This is a genomic window from Saccharothrix carnea (assembly GCF_003014735.1).
In the GTDB taxonomy this organism is placed as follows: Bacteria; Actinomycetota; Actinomycetes; order Mycobacteriales; family Pseudonocardiaceae; genus Actinosynnema; species Actinosynnema carneum.
The window spans coordinates 184,812-202,563 of the sequence record NZ_PYAX01000007.1; the positions used below are offsets into that span (position 1 = coordinate 184,812).

General features: G+C 72.0%; 17 protein-coding genes and 2 pseudogenes. 12 read left to right on the forward strand and 7 right to left on the reverse strand.

The genetic code is table 11. The features are described from left to right. The 3 genes from B0I31_RS21910 (at window position 1) to B0I31_RS21920 (ending at window position 3,315) form a co-directional block, all read left to right on the forward strand. Complete coding sequence (locus tag B0I31_RS21910; protein ID WP_106617248.1) at window positions 1-1,131, forward strand: GNAT family N-acetyltransferase; 1,131 nt, start codon at window positions 1-3, stop codon at window positions 1,129-1,131. Between the two features lie 106 nt (window positions 1,132-1,237). Beyond that, the gene (locus B0I31_RS21915; protein ID WP_106617249.1) at window positions 1,238-1,927 is read left to right on the forward strand and encodes a response regulator transcription factor; all 690 of its coding nucleotides are present in this window, start codon (window positions 1,238-1,240) and stop codon (window positions 1,925-1,927) included. Continuing rightward, the gene (locus B0I31_RS21920) at window positions 1,924-3,315 is read left to right on the forward strand and encodes a sensor histidine kinase (RefSeq protein WP_106617250.1); all 1,392 of its coding nucleotides are present in this window, start codon (window positions 1,924-1,926) and stop codon (window positions 3,313-3,315) included. The genes B0I31_RS21915 and B0I31_RS21920 overlap by 4 nt, the downstream gene beginning before the upstream one ends. Before the next feature lie 191 nt (window positions 3,316-3,506). Here B0I31_RS21920 and B0I31_RS21925 read toward each other — a convergent pair whose 3' ends face one another. From B0I31_RS21925 to B0I31_RS21935, 3 genes are read right to left on the reverse strand one after another with little or no spacing between them, the layout of a single operon-like run. Further along, window positions 3,507-4,379 carry a carbohydrate ABC transporter permease gene (locus tag B0I31_RS21925; RefSeq protein ID WP_106617251.1) on the reverse strand — a complete coding sequence of 291 codons (873 nt, stop codon included), beginning with the start codon at window positions 4,377-4,379 and terminating at the stop codon, window positions 3,507-3,509. Further along, on the reverse strand, window positions 4,376-5,341 hold the full coding sequence (locus B0I31_RS21930) for a carbohydrate ABC transporter permease (protein ID WP_245950220.1): 966 nt from the start codon (window positions 5,339-5,341) through the stop codon (window positions 4,376-4,378). The genes B0I31_RS21925 and B0I31_RS21930 overlap by 4 nt, the downstream gene beginning before the upstream one ends. A 4-nt stretch (window positions 5,342-5,345) precedes the next feature. Next, window positions 5,346-6,641, reverse strand: coding sequence for an ABC transporter substrate-binding protein (locus B0I31_RS21935; protein WP_106617252.1), 1,296 nt, complete (start codon window positions 6,639-6,641; stop codon window positions 5,346-5,348). 157 nt (window positions 6,642-6,798) lie between these two features. Here B0I31_RS21935 and B0I31_RS21940 point away from each other — a divergent pair, with 157 nt between their 5' ends. The 4 genes from B0I31_RS21940 (at window position 6,799) to B0I31_RS40740 (ending at window position 12,635) form a co-directional block, all read left to right on the forward strand. Further along, entirely contained in the window at window positions 6,799-8,802 is a 2,004-nt protein-coding gene (locus B0I31_RS21940; protein WP_106617253.1) for a beta-galactosidase, read from the forward strand. 1 nt (window position 8,803) lies between these two features. Continuing rightward, window positions 8,804-9,601 (forward strand): DeoR/GlpR family DNA-binding transcription regulator, encoded by a 798-nt coding sequence (locus B0I31_RS21945; protein WP_106617254.1) that lies wholly within the window; start codon window positions 8,804-8,806, stop codon window positions 9,599-9,601. Continuing rightward, a complete protein-coding gene (gene galT, locus B0I31_RS21950) occupies window positions 9,598-10,677 on the forward strand; it encodes a galactose-1-phosphate uridylyltransferase (RefSeq protein ID WP_106617255.1) in 1,080 nt (359 codons plus the stop codon). The genes B0I31_RS21945 and galT overlap by 4 nt, the downstream gene beginning before the upstream one ends. A 77-nt stretch (window positions 10,678-10,754) precedes the next feature. Continuing rightward, window positions 10,755-12,635: a trypsin-like peptidase domain-containing protein gene (locus B0I31_RS40740; protein ID WP_181320278.1), complete on the forward strand. Its 1,881-nt coding sequence runs from the start codon at window positions 10,755-10,757 to the stop codon at window positions 12,633-12,635. A 199-nt stretch (window positions 12,636-12,834) separates the two neighbouring features. Here the strand turns inward: B0I31_RS40740 and B0I31_RS21960 are convergent. Next, a pseudogene (locus B0I31_RS21960) lies at window positions 12,835-13,452 on the reverse strand (molybdopterin-dependent oxidoreductase); the annotation flags it as partial. A 59-nt stretch (window positions 13,453-13,511) separates the two neighbouring features. On the opposite strand from B0I31_RS21960, the gene B0I31_RS21965 reads away from it, so the two are divergent. Genes B0I31_RS21965 through B0I31_RS41840 form a run of 3 tightly spaced genes read left to right on the forward strand, consistent with a single transcriptional unit; the run spans window position 13,512 to window position 15,409 of the window. Beyond that, a complete protein-coding gene (locus B0I31_RS21965) occupies window positions 13,512-13,685 on the forward strand; it encodes a hypothetical protein (RefSeq protein ID WP_425444383.1) in 174 nt (57 codons plus the stop codon). 9 nt (window positions 13,686-13,694) lie between these two features. Next, a complete protein-coding gene (locus B0I31_RS21970) occupies window positions 13,695-14,390 on the forward strand; it encodes a response regulator transcription factor (protein ID WP_181320279.1) in 696 nt (231 codons plus the stop codon). After that, entirely contained in the window at window positions 14,390-15,409 is a 1,020-nt protein-coding gene (locus tag B0I31_RS41840) for a sensor histidine kinase (protein ID WP_245950222.1), read from the forward strand. The genes B0I31_RS21970 and B0I31_RS41840 overlap by 1 nt, the downstream gene beginning before the upstream one ends. Before the next feature lie 240 nt (window positions 15,410-15,649). Here B0I31_RS41840 and B0I31_RS43115 read toward each other — a convergent pair. Continuing rightward, window positions 15,650-16,003, reverse strand: a pseudogene (locus B0I31_RS43115) (NAD-dependent epimerase/dehydratase family protein); the annotation flags it as partial. Window positions 16,004-16,041: 38 nt separating this feature from the next. On the opposite strand from B0I31_RS43115, the gene B0I31_RS21980 reads away from it, so the two are divergent. Next, window positions 16,042-16,542: a MogA/MoaB family molybdenum cofactor biosynthesis protein gene (locus tag B0I31_RS21980; protein ID WP_015098113.1), complete on the forward strand. Its 501-nt coding sequence runs from the start codon at window positions 16,042-16,044 to the stop codon at window positions 16,540-16,542. Then, window positions 16,539-16,739 (forward strand): hypothetical protein, encoded by a 201-nt coding sequence (locus B0I31_RS21985; RefSeq protein ID WP_106617256.1) that lies wholly within the window; start codon window positions 16,539-16,541, stop codon window positions 16,737-16,739. The genes B0I31_RS21980 and B0I31_RS21985 overlap by 4 nt, the downstream gene beginning before the upstream one ends. Window positions 16,740-16,933: 194 nt before the next feature. On the opposite strand, the gene mscL is transcribed toward B0I31_RS21985, so the two are convergent. Together mscL and B0I31_RS21995 are read right to left on the reverse strand one after the other, a co-directional pair. Next, window positions 16,934-17,329, reverse strand: a complete 396-nt coding sequence (gene mscL / locus B0I31_RS21990) for a large-conductance mechanosensitive channel protein MscL (protein ID WP_106617257.1) — start codon at window positions 17,327-17,329, stop codon at window positions 16,934-16,936. Between the two features lie 108 nt (window positions 17,330-17,437). After that, entirely contained in the window at window positions 17,438-17,629 is a 192-nt protein-coding gene (locus tag B0I31_RS21995) for a hypothetical protein (RefSeq protein WP_106617258.1), read from the reverse strand. Window positions 17,630-17,752 lie beyond the last annotated feature (123 nt).

The following is a 17,752-nucleotide window of genomic DNA, read 5'->3' on the forward strand; positions in this document are numbered from 1 at the left end:
GTGCGGATCCGAGAGCTGGTGCCGGAGGACGTCGAGGAGGCCGACCGGCTGCGCCGGGTGGCGTTCGGGAGCATCGCCGAGCCGTCGTTGCGGCCAGGTCGGCGGGGGCTGCTCGCCGAGGTGGACGGGCGTGCGGCGGGGGTGCTGACGATCAAGGACATGCACCAGTTCTGGGGCGGCTCGCCGGTGCCGATGGGCGGTATCGGCGGGGTGGCCGTCGACTCCTGGGCGCGGGGGCGCGGGGTGGCCGGCGCGCTGCTCGACGCGGCGTTGCGGGACCTGCGGGAATGCGGGCAGGCGGTGTCGGTGCTGTACGCGACCGTGCCCGCGGTCTACCGGTCGCGCGGGTGGGACGCGGCCGGGGTGTTCGAGCACCTGGAGTTCCCGCTGGACCGGATGCCGGCCGGGGCGCGGGTCCCGACGCGGCCCGGCGGCGAGGATGACCTCCAGGCGCTGCACGCGTGCTACGTCGACCTCGCGTCCACCGTGAACGGGCTCCTGGACCGCGCCGCGCCGACGTTCGACGTGGCCGACGTGCTGAAGCTGGACGTGGTGACGGTGGTGCCCGGCCACGACGGCGAGGTGCGCGGCTACCTCACGGCCGCGCGGGGCCCGGCCGGGTTGCGGGTGTTCGACCTGGTCGGGCGGGACGTGGCGACCCAGCTCGGGCTGCTGCGGGAGCTGGGCAGCTGGGCGGGCGTGCTGGACCGGGCGTCGGTCCGGGTCACCGACCCGGCCGTGACCGGGCTGCTGACGAACCAGGCGATCGAGTACACCGTGACCGCGTCCACGTGGCTGCTGCGCGTGGTGGACCTGCCGGCGGCGGTGGCGGCACGGGGGTGGCCCGCGGCGCGGTGGCTGAAGCCCGCGGTCGTGGACCTCGACGTGGTCGACGAGCACGCGCCGTGGCACGCGGGACGGCAGCGGCTGGTGGTGGAGGACGGCGCGGTGCGCGTGGAGCCCGGTGGCAGCGGCGCCGTGCGGCTGCACGCCCGTGCCCTCGGGCCGTGGTTCAGCGGGATGCACGACAGCCACGCCCTGCGCCGCGCCGGGCTGCTCGACGGCGACGCCGCCCTGCTCGACCGGCTGGTCGGCGCACCGGGCACGCCGAGGTTGGCGGACTACTTCTGATGGGTACTGCCGCGGCGGTGCGAACGCACCCGTGGTGCACAAACTTGACGGGTAGCTCACACCGGCTTCTCAGGCGGCTCTCAGGACCAGGGGCAAGACTGACGACATGCGCATCCTCGTTGTCGACGACGACCGGGCCGTGCGTGAGTCGCTTCGTCGCTCACTGCAGTTCAACGGCTACCAGGTCGACCTTGCCGGCGACGGCCAGCAGGCCCTCGAGTCCGTCCTCTCCCAGCGGCCCGACGCCATGGTGCTGGACGTGATGATGCCCCGGCTCGACGGGCTGGAGGTGTGCCGCCGGCTGCGCAGCACCGGCGACGACCTGCCGATCCTCGTGCTCACCGCCCGTGACGCGGTGTCCGACCGGGTGTCCGGGCTCGACGCGGGCGCCGACGACTACCTGCCGAAGCCGTTCGCGCTGGAGGAGCTGCTGGCCCGGCTGCGCGCGTTGCTGCGGCGGGCGGCGTCGGACGCGGAGGAGCCCGCGGGCGCGGTGCTGCGGTTCGCGGACCTGGAGCTCGACCCGAGCACCCGGGACGTGCGGCGCGGCGAACGGCCGATCAGCCTGACGCGGACGGAGTTCGCGCTGCTGGAGCTGTTCCTGGCGCACCCGAAGCAGGTGCTGACCCGCGGCCGGATCCTCGAGGACGTCTGGGGCTACGACTTCCCCACCTCCGGCAACGCGCTGGAGGTCTACGTCGGCTACCTGCGGCGCAAGACCGAGGCCGAGGGCGAGCCCAGGCTGCTGCACACCGTGCGCGGCGTCGGCTACGTGCTGCGGGAGACCCCTCCGTGATCGGTGCCGCCAACGGGCGGCTCCAGCGGGTGTCGCTGCGGGCCCGGGTGACCCTGCTCGCCGCGTTCTGCGTGGCCGGAGCCGTCGCCGTCGTGTCGCTGGGCGCGTACATGACGGTGAGCCAGAACCTGCACGACCAGATGGACTCCAACCTGCGGCAGCGCGCCCAGGCCGCGGTGAACGCGCCGAAGGTCAACAACGACGTCACCGAGATCCCCGGCGCGTTCCTGGCCGCCGGTGACATCCGGATCGGTGTGCTGGACGTGTCCGGGCAGATCCTGTACCCGAAGGGGACGATCGCGCCGCCGACCCAGCCCGCCGACCTGGACGTGGCGCGCGGGTCGCGGCTGGAGAACATCTGGACCGACCTGCGCACCGACTTCCGGGTGATCGCGGTGCCGTACGGCGACGGCCAGGCGATGCTGATCGCGCAGTCCACCAAGCCGTTGAACGTCACGCTGGGCAAGCTGTCCGTGGTGCTGTTCGTGATCAGCGGGATGGGGGTGCTGGTCGCGGCGGTGGCGGGGACGGCGGTGGCACGGACCGGGCTGCGGCCCGTGCAGCGGTTGACGGAGGCCACCGAACGGGTGGCGATGACCGGTGACCTGCGGCCGATCCCGGTGTCCGGTGACGACGAGCTGGCGTTGTTGTCGCAGCGGTTCAACGCGATGCTGGGCGCGGTGGCGGAGTCGCAGGAGCGGCAGCGGCGGCTGGTCGCGGACGCGGGGCACGAGCTGCGGACGCCGTTGACGTCGATGCGGACGAACCTGGAGCTGCTGCTGGCGTCGGAGCGGCCGGACGCGCCGACGTTGTCCGACGAGGACAAGGCGGAGATCAACGCCGACGTGCGGGCGCAGCTGGACGAGCTGACCACGTTGATCGGTGACCTGGTCGAGCTGGCGCGGGAGGACGCGCCGCAGGTCGTGCACGAGCCGGTGGACCTGGTCGAGGTGGTGGAGCGCGCGCTGGACCGGGCGAAGCGCCGTGCGTCCGACGTCCAGTTCGTGGTCGAGCTGCAGCCGTGGTCTCTTCTGGGTGATTCGAGTGCGTTGGAACGTGCCGTGCTGAACCTCCTGGACAACGCGGTCAAGTTCAGCTCGACGGGTGGCGTCGTGCGGCTGTCGTTGAAGCAGTTGGGCGACGGCAGCGCGGTCGTCGAGGTCGCCGACTCCGGGCCGGGCATCGCCGACGCCGACCTGCCGCACGTCTTCGAACGCTTCTACCGATCCTCCGAAGCCCGCACCCTCCCGGGCTCGGGCCTGGGCCTGGCCATCGTCAAGCAGGTCGCCGAACGCCACGGCGGCCTGGCCTACGTGGGCCGCGCCCCCGAGGGCGGCGCCCTCTTCACCCTCCGCCTCCCTGGCCGCCCCACCCTCCACCACCACTAACCGCGAGAGTCGTACGTTCACCGCGCGAGAGTCCAACGCTCACCGCGCGCGAGTCCAACGCTCACCGCGCGAGAGTCCAACGCTCACGCACCCTGAATTCAACGCTCGGACCGACCGACCGGTCTGCCGAGTGTTGAATTCAGGTGCTCTGAACGTACGACTCTCGCGACGTGAGCGTTGGACTCTCGCGGTTAGCCTTTGGTGGAGCCCAGGGTCAGGCCGCCGATGAACTGGCGTTGGAGGGCGAAGAAGACGACGAGGGTGGGCAAGGCGACCAGCAGGGAGCCGGCGGCGACCAGGTTGTTGTCCACGAAGAAGGTGCCCTTCAGGTTCTGCAGGGCCGACGTGATCGGCATCTTGTCGCCGGTCTGGATCAGCACGAGCGCCCACAGGAAGTCGTTGTAGATCCAGGTGAACTCCAGCGTCGCCAACGCGGCCAGCGCGGGACGGCACAGCGGCAGGATCACCTGCCAGTACTGGCGGAACACGCCCGCGCCGTCCACGCGCGCGGCCTCGCCCAGCTCACGCGGGATCGTCTTCATGTAGTTGCTCAGCACGAACACGCAGAACCCGGACTGGAACGCCACGTGGATCAGCACCAGCCCGAGCTGCGAGTCCAGCAGCAGCTCGCTGTCGCTCAGCCACGACGGCAACGGCGTGAGCAGGTACAGCCGGTACAACGGCGTCACGATCACCTGCTGCGGCAACAGGTTCCCGGCCGTGAACAGCATCAGCAGCACCAGGTTGAACCGGAAGCTGTACCGCGACACCCCGTACGCCACCATCGAGCTGAGCAGCAGCACGAGCACCAACGCGGGCACCGTCACGATCAACGTGTTCAGGTAGTAGCGCGGCAGGTCGGCCTGCGTCCACGCCGTGCTGAAGTTGTCGAACGTCAGGCTCTCCGCCACCGAGAAGTACCCGTTGCGCGCCGTGTCGTCGTACGTCCGCAGCGACGCGTACAAAGCCCACAGCAGAGGCGCCAAGGTCACCAGGCACGTCAAGACCAGGAAGACGTGCAGGGCGATGCGTGGCCAAGGGATCGAACTCCGTCGGAACGTCACGCGCGTTCCTCCTCGCGGAACACCTGGAACAGGTAGGTGATGATGAACCCGAGCGAGATCACCAGCAGCACGACGGCCAGCGCCGACCCCCACCCGATCCGGCTCGACTCGCCGATGATGTTGTCGGTTACCAGCACGGACAGCAGCTCCAGCCCGTTGCGGCCCTTGTTGATCACGTACACGATGTCGAACGCCCGCAGGCCCTCGATCACGGTGACCACGAGCACCACCACGTTCACCGGCTTGAGCACCGGGAACGTCACCCGGAAGAACGTCTGCCACGCGGTCGCGCCGTCCAGCGCGGCGGCCTCCTTCAACGCCGGGTCCACCGCCTTCAGCCCGGCCAGGTACAGCAGCATGATGTAGCCGGTGTGCCGCCACCCGGCCGCGACCAGCACCGCGTACAGGTTGATGTCCGGGTCGCCCAGCCAGTTCACCGGGTCGGTGGCGGCGGTGCCGAGCACGTTGTTCAGCAATCCCTGCTCGGGCTGGTAGATGAGCTGCCAGATGAACCCGACCAACGCCAGCGACAGCACCATCGGCAGGTACAGCGCGCTCTGGTAGATCCGCCCGAACCGCAGCTGACGATCCAGCAGAACAGCCAGCAGCAACCCCGCCACCGTGGGCACGACGAGCAGGAACAGCAACCAGATCAGGTTGTGCTGCAACGCGGGCCAGAACCGGGGGTAGCGGGTGAAGATGTCGACGTAGTTGCCGAACCCGACCCACTCGATGTCGGCGAAGCCGCCGATGCCGTCCCACGAGCTGAAGGACAGCGCGACCGAGCCGAGCGCGGGCACCCACACCAGCGCCAGGTGCACCAGTGACGGGATGCCCAGCATCAGGCCGAGCACGAGCTTGTCGCGTGGCGCCAGCGCGGTGGCACGACGCCTGCCGCGCCGGGACGTCGGGGAGGGGTCCGACGTCCCGGCGGGCTTCGCGGGAGATTCCAAGGCGGTCACGCCGTCACCCCGTGAAGATCGTCTTCGCCTGGTCGGCCATGCCCTTGAGGATCGAGTCGAGGTCGTCGGGGTTCTGGATGAACGCGTTGAGCCCGTTGGTCGCCGCGTCGCTGGCGAAGCGCGGGTCGGTGTCGCGGTCGAGGAACTGCGTGATGTGCGCGGCTTCCTTGATGACCTGCGCGGCCTTCTTCTGCAACGAGTTGTAGCCGGACGTGTCGGCCTTGTTGGACGTGGCGATCACGCCGGAGTCGGCCTTGGTGTAGAGCAGCTGGGCGGCGGGCGCGGACAGGTACTCCAGCAGCTTCTTCGCGCCCTCGGGGTTGGCGGGCTTGCGGGCCATCATGTAGCCGTCGATCGGGGCTTCCACGGTGTCCTGGCCGTGCTCCGGGTTGATCTCGGGGTAGGGGAAGAAGTCCAAGTCCTCCTCCTCGCCCTTGAACTGCTGGGCGATGAAGGAGCCGAGCAGGTACATGCCCGCCTTGCCCTGCTGCAACGCCTGCGCGGCCTCCTGCCACTCCCGGCCGAGCGCGTTCTCCTGGTGCAGCGGCAGCAGGCGCTTCCAGGTGTCGAACACCTCGCGCACCTTCGGGCTCTGCCAGTGCTCCTTGCCCGCCATGAGGTCGACGTGGAAGCGGTAGCCGTTGATGCGGAAGTTCAGCTGGTCGAACGTGCCCATGCCGGGCCAGCCCTGCTTCTGCGCGAACGCGATCGGCACCAGCCCGTCCGACTTCATCCTGGTGGACAGCGAGACCAGCTCGTCGAGCGTCTTCGGCACCTCGTAGCCGCGCTGCTGCCACACGCTCTTGCGGTAGAACACGCCCCACGGGTACTGGGTGAACGGGATCAGGTACTGCTTGCCGTCCGTGGCGGTGGACGCCTCCTTCAGCGCGGGCTCGTAGCCGCCCGACACCTTCGACCAGACCTCGCTGAGGTCGCCGGTCAGGCCCTTCTCGGCGAAGAACCGCATCCGGTAGCCCGCGAACCAGGCCAGCACGTCGTCCGGCTTGCCCTGGAGGTAGTTGTTGATCTGCTCCTGGTACTGCTCGTGCTGCTTGGTGTTGATGGCGACCTTGAGCCCGGACTCGCCCTCGAACGCCTTGAGCGCCGCCGTGATCGCGTCCTTCGGCACCTGGTCGGAGGCGTTGTTGCCGAACGACACCGTGTCGGTGGCGGCGGCACCGCCTTCGGAGCCGCACGCGGCCAGGCCGGGCACGGCCGCGATGCCCGCGCCCGCGACCATCGCCCTCAACAGCGCGCGTCGGCCCAGCAGGGGGTGGGGTGGGGCGGAGAACCTCGTCATCGTCGCTCCTCCGGGTGACACTCGGCGCGAACCAAGTGAACAAAGAGTCAACAAGAGGACTCACAATGTGGGCTGAGCCACACGGAATGTCAAGCTATCCGAGGGTTCTTGTTGGAGTGTGTTGACGTTTCCCGGGTAAGTCGACCACTCTTGTGCCATGACGATTTGGCCCACCGGCGTGCGCGGCCCGGCGTGGGGCGCCGACTACAACCCCGAGCAGTGGCCGGAGGACGTCTGGGACGACGACGTCGAGCTGATGCGCCGGGCCGGGGTGAACCTGGTGAGCGTGGCGATCTTCTCGTGGGCCTTGCTGGAAGTGGAAGAGGGGCGCTACGAGTTCGGCTGGTTGGACCGCGTGCTCGACCGTTTGCACGCGGGCGGCATCCGGGTCGACCTGGCCACCGCGACCGCCTCCCCGCCACCGTGGTTGACCACCGCGCACCCCGAGATGCTGCCGGTGACGGCCGAGGGGGTGCGGCTCTCGCACGGCTCCCGCCAGTCGTACTGCCCCAGCTCGCCGGTCTACCGGGCGAAGGCCGTCGCGCTGGCCCGTGCCCTGGCCGAGCGGTACCGCGACCACCCGGCGCTGGCCGCCTGGCACGTCAACAACGAGTACGGCTGCCACGTCTCCCGCTGCTACTGCGACCGGTGCGCGGAGGCGTTCCGGACCTGGCTGCGCGACCGCCACGGCACGCTGGACGTGCTGAACGAGGCCTGGGGCACGGCGTTCTGGAGCCAGCGCTACACCTCGTGGGAGCAGGTCCTGCCGCCGCGCGCCACGCCGTCGTTCGGCAACCCGGGCCAGCTGCTCGACTTCGACCGGTTCGGCTCGGACGCGCTGCTGGAGCTGTACAAGGCCGAGCGGGACGTGCTGCACGAGATCACCCCGGGCGTGCCGGTGACCACCAACTTCATGGTCATCTCCGGCTTCCGCGCGCTGGACTACTGGCAGTGGGCCGCCGAGGTCGACTTCGTCTCCAACGACCACTACACGCTGGCCGAGCACCCCGAGCGGCACGTCGACCTGGCGTTCTCCGCAGACCTCGTGCGCGGCCTCGCCGGCGGGCAGCCGTGGCTGCTGATGGAGCACTCCACCTCGGCGGTGAACTGGCAGCCGCGCAACATCGCCAAGCTGCCCGGTGAGCTGCGCCGCAACTCGTTCGCGCACTTCGCGCACGGCGCGGACGGCACGCTGTTCTTCCAGTGGCGCCAGTCGCGGGCGGGCGCGGAGCGCTACCACTCGGCGATGGTGCCGCACGCGGGCCCGGACACGAAGGTGTTCCGCGAGGTCGAGCAGGTCGGTGGGGAGTACCAGCGGCTCGCCGAGGTGGTCGGCTCGACGGTCGAGGCGTCGGTGGCGATCGTGTTCGACTGGCAGTCGTGGTCGGCGCTCGACCAGCCCGCGCACCCCACCCAAGACTTCGGCTACCACCGGCACGCCCTCGCCTACTACCGGGCGCTGTGGCGGGCCGGGGTGACGGTCGACTTCGTGCCGCCCGGCGCGGACCTGTCCGGCTACCGGCTGGCCGTCGTGCCCGCGCTGTACGCGGTGGACGACGTGACGCCGTACGAGGAGTTCGTCGCGGGCGGCGGGCACCTGCTGGTCACGTACCTGGCCGGGATCACCGACACGCGCGGCCACGTGCACCTCGGCGGCTACCCCGGCGCGTTCCGCGAGCTGCTCGGCGTGCGGACCGAGGAGTTCCACCCGCTGCGGGCGGGCGAGGCGGTGGCGCTGGACGACGGCTCGTCGGCCGAGGTGTGGACCGAGCACCTGCACGCAGACGGCGCCAAGGTGGTCGCCTCCTACGCCGACGGCCCGCTGCCCGGCGTGCCCGCCGTGACCCGCAACGAGCGCGGTGACGGCGTGGCCTGGTACGTGGCGTGCGGCCTCACCGGTGACGGGCTGGAGCGGCTGGTGCGGACCGCGCTCGCCGGTGCCGGGGTGCCGCCGGGGCCGGGCGGGGGCGACGTCGAGGTGGTGCGTCGGCGCGGTGCGGTGGCCGGCTCCGCCGTATCGTGGCTGGTCGCGGTCAACCACTCCGACCGCGACGCCGAGCTGTCCGCGGCGGGGGTCGAGCTGCTCTCCGGCGCGCGTGCGTCGGGCCGCGTGGTCGTGCCCGCCGGCGGCGTCGTCGTGATCAGGGAAGAAGAGGTGTGACGTGCTGGCACGCCAGCGGCAAGCGGTGATCCTGGAAGAGGTCCGCCGCACCGGCGCGGTGCGGGTGAGCGACCTGGTCGTCCGGCTGGGCGTCTCGGACATGACCGTGCGTCGCGACCTGGACGTGCTGGCCGCCCGCGGCCTGGTGGAGAAGGTGTACGGCGGCGCCACGTCCGTGGTCGGCCGCAGCACCGACGAGCCGGGCTTCGAGGCGAAGTCGGTCCGGCAGCTGCCGGAGAAGGAGGCCATCGCCGCGTTCGCCGCGGGCCTGGTGCGCCCCGGCACCGCGATCGGCCTGTCCGCCGGCACCACCACGTGGACGCTGGCGCGGTTCCTGGACGACATCCCGGACCTGACCGTGGTGACCAACTCGATCCGGGTCGCCGACGTGCTGCAGCAGAGCGGGCGCACCGACCGCACGGTGGTGCTCACCGGCGGCGTGCGCACGCCATCGGACGCGCTGGTCGGGCCGGTGGCGGTGCAGGCGCTGCGGTCGCTGCACCTGGACGTGGTGTTCCTGGGCGTGCACGGCATGGCCGAGCGCTCCGGCTTCACCACGCCCAACCTGAACGAGAGCGAGACCGACCGGGCGCTGGTCGACGCGGCCGGGCGGGTCGTCGTGGTGGCCGACCACACCAAGTGGGGCACCGTCGGCATCTCCACGATCGCCGCGCTGGACGAGGCGGACGTGCTGGTGACCGACGAGGGATTGGCCGAGCCCGCCCGCGCGGTGCTCGGCGAGCAGGTGGGCGAACTGGTCCTGGCGCACGTGCCGGGCCGCGGAGAGGAACTGGCGTGAGGCGCACGGCGGGGAAACTCGCGGATGGTCGCGAGATCATCTACTTCGACGACACCCCCGACGCGCCGCCGCGCGACGCGGTCGACACGCGTGACCTGCCGCGCACGCAGCCGCTGTCGGAGGTGCGGCGGGACCCGTTGACCAACGAGTGGGTGGCGATGGCCGCCCACCGGCAGACCCGCACGTACAAGCCGCCGGCCGACCTGTGCCCGCTGTGCCCGTCCACGCCCGGCAAGCCGACCGAGATCCCCGAGTCGGCCTACGACGTGGTGGTGTTCGAGAACCGGTTCCCGTCGTTCGCGCAGGGCGTGCCCGATCTGCCGTCCACTGTGGACGGTATGCCGATGGTGGCGCGGGCGGCCGGGCGCGGCCGGTGCGAGGTCATGTGCTTCACCTCCGACCACGACACGTCGTTCGGCTCGCTGCCCGCGTCACGGGTGCGCACCGTCGTGGACGCGTGGGCGGACCGCACCGAGGCGTTGAACGCGACACCGGGCGTCGAGCAGGTCTTCCCGTTCGAGAACCGGGGCGAAGAGATCGGCGTGACGCTGTCGCACCCGCACGGCCAGATCTACGGCTACCCCTTCGTGACCCCGAAGACGGAGCGGATGCTCGCCGTCGCGGCGGAGTACCGGGAAACGCACGGCCGTCCACTGATGGGTGACGTGCTGGCCGCCGAACGGGCGGCGGGCACCCGCGTCATCGCGGAGGGCGTGCACTGGACGGCGTTCGTTCCCGCCGCGGCCCGGTGGCCGGTGGAGGTGCACCTCGTCCCGCACCGCCAGGTGCCGGACCTGCCCGCGCTGACCGACGCCGAGCGGGACGACTTCGCGGCGCTCTACCTGGCCGTCCTGCACCGCCTGGACGCGCTCTACGACCGCCCGCTGCCCTACATCGCGGCGTGGCACCAGGCACCCGTGCGCACCGGGCGTGACCTGGCGTGGCTGCACCTGGAGGTGTTCTCGGTGCTGCGGACGGCGGACAAGCTCAAGTACCTGGCCGGGTCCGAGTCGGGCATGGGCGTGTGGGTGAACGACGCGACGCCGGAGCAGATCGCCGAGAGGTTGCGCGGCTGAGACTTCGGGGCCGACTCACAACGGATGCCCAGATTCGTTTAAGGCTGCTCTCAGGCGGGCACCGCAGAGTGGTGGACATGACCGAAGACGAGCAGCCGAAGCAGCCTCCGCATTCGCAGCCGCCTCAGCCGCAGAGCCCGTGGGCGCGTGGGAGCGCCGGGCTCGGTCATGACGACGCCGGCCACCAGCCGCAGGGTGCTGGTCGGCCGGACACCGACGACTCCGGTGCCGTGCAGGGCGGCGCCGGTTCGTCGGGGTCCACCGGCGCGGAGGGTGCCCGGCAGGGGGCCTCGGCGCGACCGGAGGACGTGCCCGACGGGTCGGCGGCAGGGGCCGACCGGTCGGCGGCGGGGTCGGCGGGTGTTCCGCGGGGGAACACCGGCCACCCGGCCGACCTCTACCCGGACAGCGTGACCACTACCGCTGCCACCTCCAACTTCGGCTCGCCGGTCGCTCCGCAGGGTGCCGCCGGGTCCGTGCCCGGGTTGTCGGACGCGCAGTGGCGCTCCGGCCACCCGGACGACTTCGGCTCGCCGGCCGCCTCGCAGGGTGCCGCCGGCCAGCCGGAAACCGGTCAGGCCGGTGCCGTGCAGGGCGGCACCGGTCCGGTCGGAGCAGGTGTGGCCGGTGCTGTGCAGGGCGGCACCGGCCAGACCTCAACCGGTGGGTCCGGCGCCGTGCAGGGCGGCGCCGGACTGCCGGTACCCGGGCCGGAGGCCTGGCAGGGCGGCTTCCGCCGTCCGGAGCACACCGGCCCGTACGGCGTGCCGCCGACCGGCCCGGACCACCCCGGCGCGCCGACCCCTCCCCCTTCCGGGGCGGCGCAGCCCGGTGTGTCGGGCCCCTACTACGCGCCGCCCGGTTCGGTCGGCGCACCACCTCGTCCACCGCGGGGCCGCGGCAAGGTCATGGCCGGTGTCGCCGCGCTCGTGCTCGCAGTAGGCGGTATCGCGGGCGGTGTCGGCGGGTACGTCGGCTTCCAGGCCGCCGAGGACGCCCGCCCGGTGGTCAACGCCCTCAGCCAGACCCCGCCCGCGCAGCAGAGCGCCGACGCGCCGGACGGCTCGATCGAGCAGGTCGCCCAGAAGGTGCTGCCGACCGTGGTGCAGGTGCAGGTCACCGGTGGTGCCGGGTCCGGTTTCACGCTCAGCTCCGATGGGCTGGTGCTGACCAACAACCACGTGGTCGAGTCCGCCGCGGACGGCGGGCCGATGAAGGTGCTGCTGCAGGACGGCCGCTCGTTCGACGCGCGGATCGTCGGCCGCGACCCGACCTCCGACCTGGCCGTGCTGAAGATGGAGGACGTCTCCGGCCTGCCCACCGCCGAGCTGGGCAACTCCGGTGACCTGCGGATCGGCCAGCAGGTCGTCGCCGTGGGCTCGCCGTTCGACCTCAACGGCACGGTCACCTCCGGCATCGTCAGCTCGCTGAACCGCCCGGTGCGCGCCGGCGGCCAGCAGGGCGGCGAGGACACCGTGCTCAACGCCATCCAGACCGACGCCGCGATCAACCCCGGCAACTCGGGCGGCCCGCTGGTGAACATGCGCGGCCAGGTCGTCGGCATCAACTCGGCCATCTACAGCCCGAACTCCAGCCAGTCCTCGCAGGGCGGATCGGTCGGCATCGGCTTCGCCATCCCGATCGACCAGGCCCGCCGCACGGCCAAGGAGCTGTCGGAGACCGGCAAGGCGAACCAGACCGTGCTCGGCGTCCAGGTCGTCAACGCCCCCGAGGGCGGTGCGCAGGTCCGCGCCGTCACCGGTGGCGGCGCGGCCGAGGCGGCGGGCGTCAAGAACGGTGACGTGATCACCAGGTTCGGCGACCGGCCCATCGACACCTCCGACGCCCTGGTGGCCGCCGTCCGGTCCCGCGCGCCGGGTGAGAAGGTGCAGCTGACCATCGGCGAGGACCGCACGGTCGAGGTGACGCTCGGCAGCCAGCCCGTCGAGGTCCGCTAGCCCGTCGAGGCCGGTCGTCGAGGTCGACCGGCCACCGCGAGCCCCGGCTCACGTGCCCCGAGCCGGTCGTGGAGGCCGCATGCCGGCAGTCACCTGTCGGCGTGCGGCCTCTTGCCGTGCTGATCAGGGCCGCGACGCCGATTACCAGCCAGACCACGGCGACGGCCACCAGCAGCCCGGCCACGCGGATGACCTCCAGTCGGGTGACCCACTTGGTCTGCGTCACGCCCGGTCGGCTCGGGGCGATCAGCAGGCACGGGTAGCCGTGGTCCAGCGGCAGGGTCTCGCCGTCCACCCGCAGCGCGAGCGGGGTCAACGGGTCGCGGGCGTGCGCGGCGGGCAGCGTGCTCGCGCGGTAGAGGCCGTCGCGCTCCAACGACTCCACCCGGACGTCACCGGGCTCGACGCCCGCCGGCGCCGGCAGGTCGCGCACGGGCACGCCGGTCCACCGCGCCGACGCGCTCCAGCCCTCGACGCACGCGATCGGCAGCTCGGCCGTGGTCTGCGGCAGCGCTTCGAGTTCCCGGCGGGAGAACCGACGTGCGCCGACGGTCAGCCGCCAATCGTCGTCCACAGTGAACACTCCAGCGGCGGAGGCGGTGCGGTGGGTGTCGGCGTGCGCGTTGGCCGAGCGGTCCGCGAACGACCCGCCCCGCTGCGGCAGCACGGTGATCCGCCGCAGGACCGCCCGGAGCTCGGCGGCGGCGACGTCGGCCGCCTCCTCCGGTGTCGCGGGCGGGCACAGCCGGGTCTTCGCCAGGCCCGGCACCGGTGGCCGCCGCCGTGTTCGCCTGTGGTTTCGCGCCGTTCGCGGCACGGTGGCGCGGTTCTTCCGGAATTGCCGGGGGCGCCGTCACACTGGCGGCAGCGGCGGCGGTGGCCATCCTGGCCGCCGACCTGTCCGGGTTGAGCAAGGCCGAGGTGGAACGGATCTGGCTGCCGTTCACCGTGTGGCTGGTCGTGCTCGTGCCGGACCGGCGGCGGACGTGGCCGGCGGCGCAAGCGGTGACCGCGCTCGCGGTCAACCACCTCCTGTTGACCAACTGGTGAGGCGCGGACATGGGTGAGACGACCGGGCGGGTGCTCGTCGTGGACGACGACGTGACCGTGCGCGACGTGGTGCGCCGGTACCTGGAGCTGGCCGGGCACGAGGTGGAGCTGGTCGGCGACGGCGAGAGCGCGTTGCACCGGTTCGCCGAGCGCGAGCCGGACCTGGTGGTGCTGGACCTGATGCTGCCGGGCGTGGACGGGCTGGAGGTGTGCCGTCGACTGCGGGTGCGCAGCGCGGTGCCGGTGGTGATGCTGACCGCGTTGGGCGAGGAGGAGGACCGGATCGCCGGGCTCCAGCTCGGCGCGGACGACTACGTGACCAAGCCGTTCAGCCCGCGTGAGCTGGCGTTGCGCGTCACGTCGGTGCTGCGCCGGTCGCGGGTGGCGGCGACGCGGTCGTCGTCCGTGCTGGAGGACGGTGGACTGCGGGTGGACGTGGGCGCGCGGTCGGCGTGGCTGGACGGGCGCGAGCTGTCGCTGACCACGCGGGAGTTCGACCTGCTGGTGTTCTTCCTGACCCACCGGGGCACCGCGTTCAGCCGGGGCGAGCTGCTGTCGCGGGTGTGGGGCTGGGAGTTCGGCGACCAGTCCACCGTGACCGTCCACGTGCGACGGTTGCGGGAGAAGGTGGAGGTCGACTCGGCCCGGCCGGTGCGGATCGCCACCGTGTGGGGCGTCGGCTACCGGTACGACGGCGGTGCGTGATGCTGGTCGAGATCTACCACATCCTGCCGTACGCGGTGCTGTTCTCGCTGCCGCTGGCGCTGCTCGGGGCGGTGGTGCTGCGGCGGTTGCAGAACGGGTCGCTGGCCACGGCGCTGACCGTGCTGGCGATCGTGCCGGTGGTCGCGACCATCGGCGGCGTGCTGGCGGTGAGCGGGTTCATGTTCACCCCGATCCTCACCACGACCGTGCTGGTGTGCCTGCTGGTGGCGCTGGTGACGGTGCCCACGGCGGTGCTGCTGGGCCGGGTGCTGGCGCGGCGCAGCGTGTGGGAGAGCGAGGCGCGGGCGCGGGAACGCGCGGCCGAGGCGTCGCGGCGGGAGCTGGTGGCGTGGATCAGCCACGACCTGCGCACACCGCTGGCCGGGATCCGGGCCATGGCCGAGGCGCTGGCGGACGGCGTCGTGTCGCGGCGCGACGAGGTCACCGACTACGCGGGGCGGATCTCCGCCGAGGCCGAGGCGCTGTCCGGGATGGTGGACGACCTGTTCGAGCTGTCCCGCATCACCGCGGGCGCGTTGCGGCTGACGCTGTCGGAGGTGCCGCTGGCGGACGTGGTCAGCGAGGTCGTGGCGGCGGAGAGCCCGGTGGCGTCGCGCAAGGGCGTGCGGTTGCGGGCGGACGCGGCGACGTGGCCGGTGGTGCTGGGCAGCGACCCGGAGCTGGCCCGCGTGGTGCGCAACCTGCTGTCCAACGCGATCCGCCACACACCGCCGGACGGCACGGTGGCCGTGCGGGTGGACGTGGACGGCTCGTCGGCGCTGCTGCGCGTGGACGACGGGTGCGGCGGCATCCCGGAGGCCGACCTGCCGCGCGTGTTCGACGTGGCGTTCCGCGGCGCGCCGCACCGGCAGCCGGTCGGCGGCGGGCTCGGCCTGGCGATCGCGCGGGGCCTGGTCGAGGCGCACCAGGGCACGATCGACGCCCGCAACCACGGGCGCGGCTGCCGGTTCGAGGTGCGGCTGCCACTCAGCGCAGGGGGTCCGTTGCGAACTGCTTGACGCCCGCCGCGAACGGCCGGCGGCGTACGTGCTGCGGGGGTCCAGCGGGGCGTCCTCGGGGACCAGGCGCGGCTCCAGGGGGCTGCCGCAGTGCGGGCACGGCGGTTCGTAGCGGCCCTGGTCGAGGTCGGCCTGGCGGCGTGGGGCGGCCCGGAAGACGCCGTGCTCGGCGCACTCGTACCCGCCCTCGCCGTACACCACCATCGACGAGGCCAGGACCAGGTGCCGCACGCCGGTCTCGTGCATCGCGGCGAGCAGCACGGCGGTGCCGAGGTCGTTGTTGCGGGCGTACAGGGGTGCGTCGGACGGGTCGAGGCCGTGGCCCACGACGGCGGCCTGGTGGCAGACCACGTCCACTCTTTCGAGGAGTTTTTTCACCGTGTCGGGATCGGTGACGTCGTGGGTCACGGGTGGACGGTCGCGGTGGGCCTGGGGGAGGTAGGCGTCGAGCACGACGACGTCGTGGCCTTCTTCGGCCAACTGGTCGGCGATGTGTGAGCCGATGAACCCGGCTCCGCCGGTGCGGAGAACGCGCACGTCACCGAAGTCAGGGGTGGTTCGGCGGGAAGTCGCGGGGCGCCGGGGTGACGTCACGGAACCGTCAGATCCGCCGATTGGCTACGGTTGCGTTCATGGAACGCAGCGCGCAGCGACTGGGACGCGCCCTTGTCGTGATCGTGGACGACCGGGTGGCGCACGGTGAGCACGACGACAGCACAGGACCGCTGGTCACCGAGTTGCTGGAGGAAGCAGGGTTCATCGTCGACGGCACGGTCGCGGTGGAGGGTGAGGTCGTGGGCATCCGCGCCGCGCTGAACACCGCGGTGATCGGTGGTGTCGACCTGGTCGTCACCGTGGGCGGCACCGGCGTGTCGCCGCGCGACGTGACACCGGACGCGACACAGGGCGTGCTCGACCGGCCCATCGCCGGGATCGCCGAGGCGCTCCGGGCTTCGGGGCTGGCGGCGGGTGCCGTGGACGCGGGGATCTCGCGGGGGCTGGTCGGCGTGTCCGGCAGCACCCTCGTGGTGAACCTGGCCGGGTCGCGGTCGGCGGTGCGTGACGGCATGGCGACGTTGTCGGCGCTGGTGCCGTACGTGATCGAGCAGCTGTCGGGGTTGGACGAGGCGTGACCGGGCCCGCTGACGACGCCGACCCCGCCACCTCCGCCACTTCGGCCACTTCGGCCGCGGAGGAGGCGGCGCGGCGTCGTCGGCTGGCCGAGGTGTTCGGCGACGTGCTGCCGGAGGACTCGTCGGACGAACCCCGCCCGACCGGCCGCGACGACCGGTGGTACGAGGAGAACCGGCCGCCGCACCACGGCGGCTAGCGCCCCGCCGATCCTCCAGCCCCGCCACCCGACCCTGGCCGAGCCGGGCGCCGCCCAGCCTCGGCCGTGGTGGTCGACGGACATGACCTTCATCACGACGGCCGCCACCGCACCGGATGACCGGGCGCCGCCCAGCAGCCCCGGTCGTCCCCGTCCCGTCTCGGCCGCCGACTCCGGTGTCGCCGGCGGTCGCGTCAGTCCTGACGCTGGCGCTGGGCGAGCAGGTCGCGGATCTCCTTGAGCAGTTCGACGTCGGTGGGCTCGACGGGCCCGGGCTCCTGGCCGCGCTGGCGACGTTCCCTCAGCTTGTTCATCGGCAAGACGAAGATGAAGTAGACGACGGCGGCCACGATCAGGAAGTTGATCGCCGCCGTGATGATCGCACCGAAGTCCACGATGGTCTTGTCGCTCTTGCCGAGCTGCACGGCCAACCCGTTGATGTTGTTGCCGCCGAACAGCGCGATGATCGGGTTGATCAGGTTAGTGCTGAACGCGGTGACGATCGCGGTGAACGCGGTACCGATGACCACTGCCACGGCCAGATCAATCACATTGCCGCGCATGAGGAAGTCCTTGAAGCCCTTGATCACGACTGGCTCCTCCATTCGGGGGTATAGGTGGGGTGGAGCGGAGGGTAACCGCTCCACCCCACCCCGCTAACACTCCGCCTCCGTGTGTCGCCACCACCAGCCCCCGCTCTAGACCTGAGCCCACCAGAACACCGCTCCCCACCCCACCAACCTCACCCCGACCGCTGCCGCCACCGACCGCCGCCGCCGCTTCTGCCCGCCGACCGCCGACCGCTCGGCCGGTGAGTGCGGCCGGTTGCCCGTGCCGCTGCGCTGCCCGCTGTCCGTGCGGCCGGTGGGTGCTGCCAGCTGCTCGCCCACCGCTGCCGCGCTCTGTGTCGCCGGCTGCGCGTTGCCGCCGCTGTCCGCCTCCTGTCGACTTCTGCCGCTGCTGGGCGGTGCCCGCTGTCCGCTGTCGCCGCTGGGCGCCTCTGCCCACCGCCT

Excerpts from the sequence above, each read along its gene's own strand:
- B0I31_RS21940 (WP_106617253.1), top strand. The coding sequence starts at position 6,799 with ATGACGATTTGGCCCACCGGCGTGCGCGGCCCGGCGTGGGGCGCCGAC.
- B0I31_RS41840 (WP_245950222.1), top strand. The coding sequence starts at position 14,390 with ATGCTGGTCGAGATCTACCACATCCTGCCGTACGCGGTGCTGTTCTCG.
- B0I31_RS21915 (WP_106617249.1), top strand. The coding sequence starts at position 1,238 with ATGCGCATCCTCGTTGTCGACGACGACCGGGCCGTGCGTGAGTCGCTT.
- B0I31_RS21980 (WP_015098113.1), top strand. The coding sequence starts at position 16,042 with ATGGAACGCAGCGCGCAGCGACTGGGACGCGCCCTTGTCGTGATCGTG.
- B0I31_RS21935 (WP_106617252.1), bottom strand. The coding sequence starts at position 6,641 with ATGACGAGGTTCTCCGCCCCACCCCACCCCCTGCTGGGCCGACGCGCG.
- B0I31_RS21970 (WP_181320279.1), top strand. The coding sequence starts at position 13,695 with ATGGGTGAGACGACCGGGCGGGTGCTCGTCGTGGACGACGACGTGACC.
- B0I31_RS40740 (WP_181320278.1), top strand. The coding sequence starts at position 10,755 with ATGACCGAAGACGAGCAGCCGAAGCAGCCTCCGCATTCGCAGCCGCCT.